The organism is Paenibacillus phytohabitans (assembly GCF_013141775.1).
In the GTDB taxonomy this organism is placed as follows: domain Bacteria; phylum Bacillota; class Bacilli; order Paenibacillales; family Paenibacillaceae; genus Paenibacillus_AQ; species Paenibacillus_AQ phytohabitans.
Window position 1 is genome coordinate 1 of the sequence record NZ_WHOB01000059.1, and the last position, 13,617, is coordinate 13,617.

9 protein-coding genes are annotated in these 13,617 nt (G+C 53.9%); 2 read left to right on the top strand and 7 right to left on the bottom strand.

From position 1 onward, the window contains the following. Positions 1–167: 167 nt before the first annotated feature. Positions 168–1,262, bottom strand: a complete 1,095-nt coding sequence (locus GC101_RS18150; protein ID WP_171718385.1) for a glycerol dehydrogenase — start codon at positions 1,260–1,262, stop codon at positions 168–170. Positions 1,263–1,803: 541 nt separating this feature from the next. After that, positions 1,804–2,244: a MerR family transcriptional regulator gene (locus GC101_RS18155; protein ID WP_042135848.1), complete on the bottom strand. Its 441-nt coding sequence runs from the start codon at positions 2,242–2,244 to the stop codon at positions 1,804–1,806. Between the two features lie 159 nt (positions 2,245–2,403). Between GC101_RS18155 and GC101_RS18160 the strand changes: the two genes are divergently transcribed. Continuing rightward, on the top strand, positions 2,404–3,264 hold the full coding sequence (locus GC101_RS18160; protein ID WP_171718386.1) for an SDR family NAD(P)-dependent oxidoreductase: 861 nt from the start codon (positions 2,404–2,406) through the stop codon (positions 3,262–3,264). 456 nt (positions 3,265–3,720) lie between these two features. On the opposite strand, the gene GC101_RS18165 is transcribed toward GC101_RS18160, so the two are convergent. Beyond that, positions 3,721–4,653 carry a hypothetical protein gene (locus GC101_RS18165; RefSeq protein WP_171718387.1) on the bottom strand — a complete coding sequence of 311 codons (933 nt, stop codon included), beginning with the start codon at positions 4,651–4,653 and terminating at the stop codon, positions 3,721–3,723. Between the two features lie 125 nt (positions 4,654–4,778). Here GC101_RS18165 and GC101_RS18170 point away from each other — a divergent pair, with 125 nt between their 5' ends. Next, positions 4,779–5,108 carry an HIT family protein gene (locus GC101_RS18170; RefSeq protein WP_171718388.1) on the top strand — a complete coding sequence of 110 codons (330 nt, stop codon included), beginning with the start codon at positions 4,779–4,781 and terminating at the stop codon, positions 5,106–5,108. 3 nt (positions 5,109–5,111) lie between these two features. On the opposite strand, the gene uidA is transcribed toward GC101_RS18170, so the two are convergent. The 4 genes from uidA to GC101_RS18190 all read right to left on the bottom strand — a co-directional run bounded on the left by uidA (position 5,112) and on the right by GC101_RS18190 (position 13,244). Next, positions 5,112–6,902, bottom strand: a complete 1,791-nt coding sequence (uidA, locus tag GC101_RS18175) for a beta-glucuronidase (RefSeq protein WP_171718389.1) — start codon at positions 6,900–6,902, stop codon at positions 5,112–5,114. Positions 6,903–6,981: 79 nt separating this feature from the next. Then, the gene (locus GC101_RS18180; RefSeq protein ID WP_171718390.1) at positions 6,982–9,291 is read right to left on the bottom strand and encodes a 3-O-beta-D-glucopyranosyl-beta-D-glucuronide phosphorylase; all 2,310 of its coding nucleotides are present in this window, start codon (positions 9,289–9,291) and stop codon (positions 6,982–6,984) included. 65 nt (positions 9,292–9,356) lie between these two features. Further along, entirely contained in the window at positions 9,357–11,648 is a 2,292-nt protein-coding gene (locus GC101_RS18185) for an AraC family transcriptional regulator (protein WP_171718391.1), read from the bottom strand. A 63-nt stretch (positions 11,649–11,711) separates the two neighbouring features. Next, entirely contained in the window at positions 11,712–13,244 is a 1,533-nt protein-coding gene (locus tag GC101_RS18190) for an extracellular solute-binding protein (RefSeq protein WP_171718392.1), read from the bottom strand. Positions 13,245–13,617: the final 373 nt, after the last annotated feature.

Below are 13,617 nucleotides of genomic sequence, written 5' to 3' on the forward strand. Positions count from 1 at the left end.
GGATATCACAACCCATTTCATAATACTACTGAATAGTTTTATTGTTATATTTTAGGTTGTATTTGTCTATGAGAAAGACCGCTGACATTCATCCCGCCACTTAGAGAAGTGGGGGAATTCTGACAGCTAACTGTTAAACTAACTCCCCAAAACATATAAATTATCTTTTAAGAAACCTTTGCCCCGCGGCGGTCGGCTTCAAGAATCGCCTCCAGCACCTGCTGCGGTGTCACGGCAAACGGCATGTTGGCCATCGGACTGCCCTCGCTGCAGCTCGCCTCAGCGGCATAGAGCAGCCGGTCCTGTGCAACACCTGCCAACCCCAGCTCCGCCAGCGTTACAGGCAGACCTGCCCCCCGGCAGAAATCCACCGCCCCGGTGATCTCGGCTTCCGCTGCTCCTTCAAGGATCAGCTGCACCAGTGTGGTGAACGCCACTTTCTCCCCGTGAAGCACGGTCCGGCATTCCTCAAGCAGCGTCAGCCCGTTATGAATGGCATGGGCCGCTGCCAGTCCGCCGCTCTCAAAGCCGATGCCGCTGAGATATATATTGGCTTCGACAATATGTTCAACTGCGGCTGTGGCGCGTCCGTCAGCGGCATCCTGCAGCGCCTGCGCACCGTCGGCGAGCAGCGTATCCAGACATGTACGGGCTAGCGCCAGGGCAGCCAAAGTGCCTGTACCTCCCGCGCTGGTAACTGCTCCGGATCTGCTGCAGGCTCTTGCTTCGTAATACGTCGACAAGGCATCGCCCATTCCGGCAGCAAGCAGTCTTACCGGAGCTTTGGCGATAATCTCCACATCCGCGACCACGATATCCGGACTGCGGCGCAGCGGCAGATACCGGTCGAATTCGCCTGATTCGCTGTAGAGAACCGACAGGGCGCTGCAAGGCGCATCCGTTGACGCTACGGTCGGCACCAGCATCACCGGGAGCCCGGCGAAATGACTGACGGCTTTTGCCGTATCCAGTGTCTTGCCCCCGCCAATGCCCACGATGACATCCACACTACCGCTATCCAGCTCCGCCACAATCTGGTCCACCTGCGCAAGACTGCACTCGCCCTTGAATTCACGCAGCAGCAGCGGAATCTGCTCCAACGCGAAGCCCTTGCTGATCTCTTGTCCGTACAAGGAGAGAATATAGGGATCTACTATTGCGTAGGCTCCTTTCGCCCCCATCTGCAGGCAATACACACCCAGCCTTGTAATCTCCCCGCTGCCCTGAATATATTTCGACGGTGAATAGATAATCTGTGACATGACGAATTCCTCCTGTTCTAATTCATTTCATTCTAAGGAAGAATCTGGGATCCGGCAATGACCAAACTCCGCTAATCCCTATGTTAATAGCAGATACATAAATAGTAGTTATATACAATGTCGTTCACAGGGGCCGCATCCGCTCTGCAAAATTAACAATTGGAAAAACGTATCTTAATTCTGATCTTTTGGAGCATCTGAGGCAAGTAAGTGGATAAACATCAGTTAATCTCATGCATTCCCTCTATGCTGAACGATTTGCCGCATATTAAGTGCCGGTTTTCCAACTGTTGTCTGGGAGGGGCTCTTCCGGTCATGAGCAAGTGTTGAAAATCCACCTAATTCCTGCCGCCGACTTAGCAAGTCCATATTAATGCTGCTGTTCCCGGCGCTTTAGCCGCTTCATAGGAGTTATACACATTGTTCCATTGTATTATTTCCTGATAGGTGAGTTATCACGTGAAACAGCTGCATGCCTGCGTAATATTAGCAAAAAGCCCCACTCCAAAGTGATTTGGAATGAGGCTGTGCGGTAATAAGGTCAGCGTTTGCGGCGTTCAGGCATTTTGCGGGTATCGCCGGTCAGCTCACATGTCTGCGGTCCAAGATTGCCATGCTCAATCTTAGTGTCAATAAAATCCACAATCTGCTGCAGCGAAGCGATCTGTTCCAGGATCTTCTGTTTATGATTCAGGATCATCTCATGCAGCTCCGGATATTCGGACAGGTCTGAATCAAGAGACAGGTTGAGATATGGACGCATGTCGTCCAGCGACATCCCCGTCTTCTTGAGGCAACTGATCAGCTTCATCATCTCCAGATCCTGATCGCTGTAGATGCGGTGGCTGTTTCCCTTGCGCTGCGCCCGCGGCAGCAGTCCGATCTTCTCGTAATACCGGATGGTATCTTCCGGGATCCCGGTCCGCTCGGCTGTTTCTTTGATTGAATATCCTTGAATGATATTAGCATCAGCCAGACTCATAGGCCCACCTCATTTGAATTGTATGGTCTTCAGTTCATTCTATTGTATAACTTGGAGTCAGCTCCAAGTCAATCGTTAATTTCCGGCCTTGACTTGGAGTCGGCTCCAAGTTATACAATGGGCACCATTCACCATTACATTTCCAAAGGAGCCTTTATTATGACTATACAACAAGCACAACGCACTGCGCTGATCACCGGCGCGAATAATGGAATCGGACTCGCCTTGACCCGACGAATGCTGGGCGAAGGCTGGGAGATTATCGCGCTCATCCGTTCAGGTTTTCCAGAGGACGATTCCCTTATCCGTGAGGCGCTCAGCAGCAGACAGCTGCGGACGTACAAGGCGGACCTCTCCGATTTCGCCCAGTTGAAGCGTGCCTTGCAGGATATTACAAGCCATGAAAAGCAGATTGATCTGCTGTTCAATAATGCCGGCGGCAGCTTCCCGGAGTTAAGCTTCTCCAAGCAGGGACGTGAGCTGCACTACGAGCTGCAGACGGTTGTTCCGTATATCCTCACGATGGAGCTGAAGCCGCTGATCCTGAACGGCACACTGCGCACAGTGATTAATACCTCTTCCAACGCTTTTATGATGAAACGCAAATTCGACCCGGCCGCCCTGGAGCATCCTGCCAAGTTCCAAAAGCTGACCGGGCCTTATGCGGACACCAAGCTTGCCCTATCCTTGTGGACCAGCGAGATTGCCCCGGCGCTTGCGGCGGAAGGCATCCTGATCCGCAGTGCCGATCCCGGAGGTAACAATACGATCCGCGGGGGCAAGAAATCCGGAATTCCTTTTTGGCTGAGACCGGTTATCCGTATGTTCTTCCCTGAACCCACTCATGGAGCAGGCTTGTTATATCAGGCTGCACTCGGCGAGCACAGCCGCAAGCCCGGTGTGTTCCTGATCAAGAATCAGGTGACCCCGCTTAAATTCACAGAGCACAGCAGCACTATTCTGAAGAACGTCCAGACCATTTATCAGCAGGAGTTCCGCACGGCCGGCAGCAGCTCCTGATTCATTGGGAATGCTGCACATACCAAAGAGGCTGTCCCAAAATCCATAAAAACGGATGCTCGGGACAGCCCTCTGTTTTTAAGTAGGATCAACGTGAGCACGTAGGTGGACGCTCCACGAACGGACCGTTGTTACAATCGCTGTTGTGCCCAGATTCTATTTATTCTCCTTAGCGGTAAAAATCCGGGCACAAAGGCGAACGCTCCGCTTTTTCACAATCAGTCCGTCCTCTCCGCTGTTTAAGCGGAAAAAGCCTCCCTCTTAAAATCACAAAAAGAAATCGCCCCTCAAAAGGAGCGATTTCTTTGTACTTCAATAGTCAATGGACCAACTTTACTTACCGCTTGAGCTCGGGAGAATCTTCTGAGCGGTGAGAAACGCTATTGGACAAACCCAAAGATAAAGCCCTGAAAAAAGCCCCCGGAAGTTCGTCAGGATCAGCTGCTCTTTTGGTCCCTAATGCTCAGCTATCCGTCCAAACTCCCGCAGCAGCAGCATATTCTCTATAACAATATGTGCCTTCCACCAGTTCTCGCTGATAGCAAACTCCCGCTCATAACCGGCCCAGGTCCAGGTCAGGTTCCAGACCCCTTCGGGATTTCGGGTCTCCAGCAGATGATCCAGCTCCTGGTGCATCAGCCCGGCAAGCTCTGCATAACCCGGACTTTGCGGCGACTTCAGGAAAAAGGACGGTCTGCAGCTGTACCCGTTCCATTGCCCCTCATCGCTGCTGATGAGCTGAATGGTCTGCACCTTGACCGCTTCCTTCAAGGAAACATAGGGGAACTGCTCCTGCAGCTCCGCCCAGGCGATACATTCCAGCAGCGTGGCAACACATCTCAGCGGATGCATCTCAAGTGCGGGATCTTGCAGGAATAAATCAGTCAATTCACGGGCGATGCCCATCCCCCGTCCATACAGTGCACTGTCCCTGTCAGCATACTTCAGGATGAATCCGGCCAATATGGCTGTCGGATTATAGATACTGCGTGCGGTACTGTTCGAATCCGTGTGCCACCAAGGAGCATGCGGGTAATCATTGTTAGAGGCTACCACATTCCTCCAGGTCCGGTCTTCCATGTCCGCGCCGCTGTCCAGATACTTCAGAATGCCCTGCACCACCGGATGGCCACCATTTTCAAATTCCAATTCCAGCAGTCTCTCCACAGCCGTTGCCGCCATGACCGGTGTGGAATCCGGATTCCAGGCATCCGCTTCCAGGGCATGTCCGAAGCCCCCGTCTTCATTCTGATAGGCTGATAATGCTTCCAGCACAGGCGGTATTCCGCCCTTTTCAAAGTGAAACTTCCATCTCGCCAGGTCCAGCGGGCGGGCATTGCGGTACATCCATCGCCGTATAACCTCGTAATCCTCCAGCAGCAGCTTCATGAACAATCTCCTTTTGGCAAAATAGTAATGAACCGGCTCTCAGCAAGTGCTATGATTTCACACATATAATTCTAAGAGATTTCCAGTAAAATACAAGAGGACACTCATTGCCAAGGAGGATACATATGACTGAAGATTTCTACTGTGATGAAGTATTAAGCGGTAAAACAGTTGTGCAAAAAGTAATCGAAACGGACAATGTGCTAGCCTACCACCACACCAGGCCCTTTTATCCCGTTCATATTGTGGCTATCCCTAAGCGGCATATCTCCTCACTTATGACTCTTCAAGACAGCGATAATGACCTGCTGCTTGAGCTTATTGGAGTCATTAAGCAGGTGGCCGCCCAGGTAACCGGGGAATATGGGGCTTGCAGAGTGAGCACGAACCTTGGGAACTATCAGGATTCGAAGCATCTGCACTGGCATATCAGCTATGGCGAGCCGCTGAGATAAGTTCTACAGCTTCTCCGGATATTCATCCATCTCCCCCCAGCGGCTGCGCAGCATACGGGCGGCGGCTTTGGGCTGGCGCTGGCGGGTGAACACGCCTTTTTTGTTGCCGTTAATTCTAGTGATGCCCTGCTTGGTGGCAAAATCGGCAAAAGCCCAGACATGCTCCCCGATCACGAAATCCAGCCGGTCAAACACATTGTGGTAGCGGGTGAGCAGCTCTTCCTGATATTCCTCGGTGAACATCACCGGAGGGTCCTGATGAAATCCGGCGATGGCATCGGCGCCATATTCGGTCATGATGACCGGCTTGCCGAAATTCCGGTACCAGTTCGTCAGCTCCCATTCCACCTGATGCTCCACCAGCTCCAGGGCGCCCGGGTCCTGATACCAGGAGTAGTAACGGTTCACACAGATGACGTCAAAAAACTGCGCCACCTTACACTTATCCGGCAGCGGCCATTGCACAATCGTAATCGGACGCTGCGGGTCCAGCCTGCGGGCGGTATCGGCCAATTGGCGGAAATATGGCACCGCCTCGTCCTGGAAGGTGGCCGCTTCGTTAGCAAGACTCCACATGACTACGGATGGATGATTTTTGTCGCGGGCAATCAGATCGCTGAGAACGTCATGATGATGTGCCAGCGTCTCCTCATTGGCCTGATCCGGTGTATACACCTTGTCGTTATAATTGAAGAAAGTGAAGCCTACAGCCGGGACCTCGCCGATCACCACGATGCCTTCACGGTCTGCCAGCTCCAGCAGCTCTTCGGCATACGGATAGTGGGAGGTGCGGAAGGAATTGGCGTTAATCCACTTGAGCAGATTGAAGTCCTTCACGTTAACCGCATGATCCAGTCCCTTGCCCCTGATATCACTGTCCTCATGCTTCCCGAAGCCCTTGAAATAGAACGGCTCGCCGTTGATCAGGAACCGGGTCCCTTCCACCTTAACCGTGCGTATGCCCACCTGCAGCAGATAATGGTCAGCAAGTTGTCCGTCAGGATGAAGGAGCTCTACGTGAAGCGTATACAGATAAGCCTGCAGCGGCTTCCACAGTCTGGCTTTCTCCACCAGCAAGGTGCCTGAGCTTCCCTTCCCTGTTGCAGCTTCCTTGCCGTCCTCGTCCAGCAGCCTGACTCTTACCTCTCCTTCCGGCTGAGAGCAATCAACGGTGTATCCGATAAGCCCTGACTCACCTTGCACATCTGTAGTTACGGTTATATCCTGAATGAACAATCCGGAAGTCCGGTACAGCTTCACCGGCCGGTGTAGTCCCGCATAGTTGAAGAAATCATGAAAATATTCCTGCACCCGGTAACCCTCAGGATGCTTCTCATCCTCGAAGGTCTTGATCCGTCCCGGCGGCAGTGTCTGCCAGTTAAGCACATTGTTGACCACGATCGTTACGCGGTTCTCCCGCCCGGGCACTGCAATCCCTGTAATATCCGCTTCAAAAGGCAGGAAGCCTCCTTTGTGGGAGGCCACTTCCACTCCGTTCACCCAGACAACTGCATGATGGCAGGCACTGCCGACCCAGAGCATCATCCGGTCACCCGACCAGGAACGGGGGACGATGAAGGTCTGCTCATACCACACATCACCGATATGGTCGCGCAGCGCCGCATCCTGAGTAATGTCGTTATAGCTGGCGGGAACCGGCATAGGAATGGTATCCTGAAGCGGCTGATGATGCCACTTCTCTTCCCGGCCCCGGTTGCCGGGATCTGCCTTAAAGCGCCAGATGCCGGACAGATCCTTGATTTCGCGCGTCAATGTATCCTTTGGAAACAGCATGGTTTGTCCACTCCGATCTTCTATATATTATCTCTGACTTTCACTTATGCTCAGACTCATGCCCATGCTAGAACAGGCGTCACTGCTCAAGCCGAACAGTAACCCGATACTCTCTTCCTGCTTCATAAGGAAGCGTTGCATCCGCCCAGGCCTCTCCATCAACCGTCACCTTCACCGTTCCCCGGCTGATCCGGGCGGGATTGAGCACATGAATCCGGTATGATGCGGACCGGTATTTCCGTTCCACTATATACTCCGGCCATTCAGCGGGAATGCAGGGGTCGATCACCAGTCCATGAGCCGTAGCTCTGATTCCAAGCGCATATTCGAGCGTAGTCCAGAGCATCCAGCCTACCGTTCCGGTAGAGACATGATGGCTGGACTTGCCGTAGTTCGGGGAATCCGCCAGGCCGAAATAATAATTCGGCACAAAAATCGGCACCTGCCCGTTCTGCCCGGGCGGATTGTCCGGGTTCGTCGGCAGCGTCCGGCTGATCGTCTGCCAGGCTTCGCTTCCCCGGCCGGCGATGCAGTCGGCGAATGCTTTGAACATGGACGCATGGCAATAGACGGAGCCATTCTCGGTAGTGCCCGCCAGCTTAAGGCTGATCCGTCCCCATTTGGGATTCCAGCCGCTGAACGGCGGCTCCAGCAGCCGGGGGCCGAACGGTGTATCCAGGCTGTCGATCGCAGCCAGGCATTGCTCCAGCCTCTCTCCACCGGCAATACCGCTCATGATCGCCCAGGTCTGGGTGTTCAGGAACAGCTTGCCCTCTTCATCCTGCGCGGTTCCGAACGGCGTACCATCATCATCGAATCCGGCCACATACCAGGCTCCGTCCCAGCAGGTGCGGTTAACGGTATCCGCCAGCCGCCCGGCGATAGTATTCAGATGCTCTGCATTCTCCTTATCGCCAAGCTGCCAGCAGAAGGGAAGTAACGCCTGAATGGCATAGACCAGCGCCATGGTATTCCAGGCGGATTCCCCGCGGCCCAGCCGCCCCGGTCCGTTAATCGGGTCATTCCAGTCCCCGTCTCCCATCAGGCACAGTCCATGCGCTCCGGTCTCACCGGCCATATAATCCACTGCCAGCAGCAGGTGCTGATAGATGGTAGCGCTATCAGAAGATCCTTTGAAGCCCACCTGCCGCAACAGCAGCTCCGGATCTCCACACTGGTTCAGCAGTGCCGTCATACAGATGACCAGCCAGACCGGGCCGTCCGTATGCTTCAGCAGGCACAGATTCTTGGGCGGAGAGCCGTCGGTCATAATCCACTGCTGGATGAAGCCGCTGCGCTCCTGGCCCTGAAGCACAGAGATCATATACTCTGCCGCCCCGGCAGGATCAACCAGTGCATAGCCGAGGGCATCCTGAAGCTGGTTACGGACCGGGCAATAGCTGGACATACGGTTCGTACGGGTCTGCATGACGATCTGTTTTTTGAGCCAGATATTCATGAATGCATTCACATCCGAGTCCGGTGTCTCCACCCGGAACATGCCGGTGATCCCCTCCCAGTAGTCCTCAGTTTCCTGGAGCAGAACAGCATACCCCTTGGCTGACAGCTCCGCCTTGCTGCTGCGGATCTCTTCCAGGGAAGAGGTGCAGCCCACTACAAAATGACGCACTGCCTGTTCACCCGGCTGAAGAGTCATGGTCTGCTGGAGGGCTCCAAGCGGATTCTCCGCTTCTGCCTGCCGGCCCGAACAGCGCCCCTTCTGCACGGCTGCCGGAAGCTCGTAAATATCGTCGCCCCCGAAGAATGTGCGCTGGCTGCAATCATAGGAATCCGCCGGATAATCCGGGTACACGTACACCACGTTGGGATGGTCGTCGCACCCGGCCTTCTGCCCGTAAGTAACGTGATACGGGAAGGAATAGGAGGACAAGATTTGCGATTCCTGATCGAACTGGCATTTGCTGCCCATCACACCCCCATTCTCCAGCGAGAACGCGGTGAACAGCGATAGGCTCCTCGGCTTAACGCCCGTATTCGTAAGCGTTACTGTCCAGATCTCCTGCTGACCCGCGCGGGGTACAAAAACATGAATAGAGGACGCAATCTCCTGTGATACAGAGCGGATTTCGGTACTCCCCAAGCTATGAATACACTCATACGCCTCCGGCTCGGTCTTCAGCGGCTGATAGAGCGGCGACCAGGCTTCCCCCGTTTCCTGATCCTTCAGATAAATGTAGCGGAAGCCTCTGCTGATCGTTCGGTTATGGGGCTGAAATGCAATACTGTCCCCCTGTCCCGTCTGGGATACCTCCATATAATAAGTATCGTTAAACAAATAGTTGAACCATCTTGCCGGTGTCTGGGGAGTGGTAATGACATACTCTCTCCCCTGGTTCCGGAAATACCCGTAAGCACCGTTTGTGTTCAAATGAATTACACACCTTTCCTGTTCTCCTTAAGCTCCTGCTGCTTTTCCCTACACAACACAAACTGCTATTCCACCAGATTGGTCCGGTACTGTCCCGGAGTAATCCCTTCCATCTTACGGAAATAACGGATGAAATTTGCCGGATTATTGTATTTCAGTTTCATTGCGATCTCGGTGATCGTCAGATCGGTATCCTTAAGCCATCTTTTGGCCACGGTAAGCCGGTATTGCGCCAGATAATCGGTGAAGCTGGTCCCTGTCTCCTGACGGAACACACGGCTGATATACTGCGGATGATAATTCAGCCTGGCTGAGCATTTCTCCAGCGTCAGATCTGTGTCGAAGGCTTCAGCAATCAGCTGCTTCACCTCTTCTGAGATACTGTTGAACTGCGTCTCCTGCCGCTCTTTCAGCAGCCCGATAGCCGGCGAAACAATGACCTTTCCGAACCAGGCTTCTATATCACCGGGACTATGCATGGCAAGCAGCTCCTCGAACAGGGAATCCTCCCCTGCCCTCAGCAGGTGGTGGGAGATGCCTGCGTCCTGCAGCAGGCGGATCAGATCCATCAGCAGTCGGACCAGCGACATCTGATATTCCTGATGATCGGATTCCTCGCTTGCGAGCGCATTCATCACCAGGGACAGGAGTTCTTCTGCACGGCCGCTGTCATGTGATTTAATCGCTTCGCACAGCTCATCGGCGATTTTCTTAGGATAGACAATTTCCTTACGGCTTGCCGGCTGCACATCTTCAATGAACAGAATGACCTCTTCCCCGAGACGGGCCCGGTACTTCAGTGCATTCTCCCCTTCTTCATACCCCCGGCCCACTTCAGGCCAGGCTGTACAGGAGCGGCTGATACCGATGCTGGTCTGCAGCTCCAGGTAACGTTTCACGGAAGCCTGTACTTCAGCAGCCCTGGCATACACGGATTCCTTGAAGGCTTCTTCGGACTGCGTACTCGTGCCGGTCAGAATCACCACGGACTCCCGGATGACAATCGGCGGAAGGCGGTCCCCTTCCGGGACCACCTCCAGCGCGATATTGCTGATGGCAAACAGCAGCAGATCGCGGTCCTGCTCCGTAAACCGGCAGCTGTCCAGCCGGTCTATCTGCACAAGCAGCACCCGCATGACTGTCCACTGGCTGGTGTGCCCGTAACCATAGTCCATGAGCCGCTCCTGAATACCCTGGGATCGCGCTTCACCCAGCATCATTTTGCGGACCAGAAACTCCGCCAGCTGCTGCTGCTGTCCTGCAAGCTCAAACTGCAGCTTGGTCTGATCCGAGAGAATGCCCTGTATCCGGTCGGAGATGGCGATGAACTCATCCTTTCGGGGCCTCTGCTCCTTGTCAGGCAGCAAGGACGAGTAGATATGCCGCACGGGACTGTACATCCGGCGTGACCCGACCAGAGCCGTAAGCACCGTCGCTGCAAGCACACAGAGGCTAATCAGGATCGAGGTCCTGCCAATGGCAGTAGCCTGACGGGTAACCGCCTGGGTTGGAACGACCGATACATACGTCCAGCCGTTATAAGCTGACTTCCGGTAAGAGATGGAGGCTTTGCTCCCATCCGCTATGCCATTGAACACACCGGCGGTATCTTCCTTGTCCCGGATTGCAGCGATATAAGCTTCGGCTGACAGATCCTTATCCAGCAGGGAAGGGTTGGAATGGCTAATCGCCCGGCCATCCTCATCCAGTATGAATACGCTGCCCATGCCCGGCTCATTGGCGATCAGATCGTTCAGCTGCTGGGAGGACAGCACCACCGCGATCATGCCCCGGGGTCTGCTCGAATTAATCGGCCATTTCTTGATATTAATGACGGCGTGGTTCAGTTCAACCATGCCGTCGGCCCCCTGGATGCTGGCTGAATTGCCGCTGATCCACACCGATCCGTTAGGCATTCCGGCGAACGGCCGCAGCTTCTCCTTCAGACCCGGCTGGCTGTAAGCATCCATGCCGGAATTGGTAATCAGCCAGTCCTGTTCCAGACTGAACAAATAGACATCCTTAATCCCTAGCTCGAACGTCTGGATCGAGGAGAGATTTTTATACAGCTCATGGATCATTTCCATATCTTGTATGCCGAGCTTAGTCGCAATTGCATTGGTCACTGTCGGCAGACCCAGAAGCTGCGTGGTGGAGAAATCAATCATTTTAAGCGTCTGCTCCACCCGCAGCTGGCTCTGCCGGAGTACCTGGGAGTTGCGTTCTTCAACCTGCTGAAGCACCGACTGCGAGGAGTAGTGATAGGAATACCACCCTAAGATCAGCACCGGAAAAGCACCGATTACCAAGGTAAGAATGATTAATTTCAATAAATAACTGGATATCCGTATTCGCATGAATCCCTACCCCCGCAATCGTATGTTGCTTTTATTCTAGCATATGGGGTTTCTCAGGCACGCTTATTGCGCATTCGCTTTGTTGTACGCCGCAGTATATTCTTCAATCACCTTCGCGCCGCCGTCCTGCTCCCATTTCGCAACAGCCTGATTCCACCCGTTCTCGTCCAGATCCCCCATGATAAAGCGGACGCGGGCATCATCAATAATTTTGCTAAGCTCCGAGCCCCGTTCGCTGTAGGTATCGGAAATGAAAGGCTGAACCGGGTTGACCACGGCGATTTCCGCATTCTTTTTCCACATCTCATCACGCAGATGCACCAGCGGATTACCATAGGTCACCACTTTATCCCTTAGGACAGCCAGCTGGGAGGAGTCGCCCATGCCGTATTCAGCCAGCAGCTTGGAGTCTGTGGTCTTGACGTAATTCCCGTTATCCAGCGTGAACTGGCGTCCTTCCAGCCCGTTGACCAGCATATTCTGCATATCCTCATCCGACACTTTGTCAAAAAAGTTCAGGACCGCCTTGAGATCTTCCTCTGTCTTCACCGAAGTCTTGGGAATCATGAAGATGCCGTATGAGCCTGAACCGCCGGGACTGCGGAGTCCTTCCGGACCTTCCAGCGCGTTGACCATCGTAATCGAACCGGCTGGCGTAACCTTCTTCACACTCTCTTCAATGCCGTTGGCATCATTCAGATTCGCAATCCACGAGCCTGCTTTGCCTGCGTTAATCATCTGCTTGCCGTCTTTCACCACAGCGAAATCCAGGTTGATGAGCTTCTCATCATACAGCTTCTTGTAGAACTCCATCGTTTCCAAAAAGGCAGGGGACAGATGAGCCGGACTCGCCTTCCCGTCCTTGATCTCCCAGTCCGCCGGACCGCCCATCCAGGTCAGCATAGCCCGCCAGCCCGCTGCCACCTGCTGCTCAGCCAGGCCGATCGTATCGGCTTTGCCGTTCTGATCCGGATCCTCCTTCACGAATGCCTGCAGCACTTTATAGAAATCATCGACCGTCTTCGGCTCCTGCAGCCCGAGATTCTCCAGCCAGTCCTTGCGCAGCATCAGGCCGTCACGCGCCAGATCCCGTTCGCGGTAGATCCCGTACACTTTTCCGTCAATGGAAATAGCATTCAAGGCTACTTCGTTCATCCGGCTTAAGTTGGGATAATCCTTCAGGAAAGGACCCAGCTCCCAGAACATGCCGGAGCGTACCGAATTGACAATGTAGGGCAGCTTCTGGTCGAGCACAAGCACGGTGCTGGGCAGCTCGCCCGAAGCGATGGTGGCGCTGAGTTTATCCGAATAGGTGGTCGAAGGGACCCAGGTGATTTTGAGATCGGTATTCGTGCGCTCCTCCAGCTGCTTGTAAATCTCACCTTCCGGGTCCATCGGCTCCGGATTGTAGCTGGTCAGCATCATGGACATTTTGTAGGGTCCGGCAGGTGATGCGGTTCCGTCTGCGCCTTGAACGGCATTCTCTTCATTCTTGCTGTTACTGCCGCAGCCGGCTAATGCACCCAGCACCAGAGCTGCCGAGAATGTCGTCAGCGCCAGTCTTTTAAAGCCTTTTGCCCCTTTGGTTGTTTGCATGATTGATGTTCCTTCCTTAATATGAGGTGTGGTGGTGTAATGCGTCGAACTTAGAATTTTGTAAAAGGACTGGTCGCGGCTGCAGGGAATGTTTGGACTTCCGGCCGCTGTTAGGTTTGGATTTCCTGATTTTATACCGCTGGCTGCGGTTGAAATCCAAACCTAAAGGCGGACGCTACCGCTCCTACAGTTCCAAACTTCCCCTCCGCACTCCTGCCTTTTTATTATTTTCTCATGTTCTCCTTATTTGGGTGTGTGATAGCAATTTCAAGTGCAGGGCCGGAGCTGCAGGGAATGTTTGGTCCTCCGGCCGCTGTTCGCGGTGGGAATCCGCAGACAAAGGCGGACGCTGATGCTCCTACAGTTCCAAAAT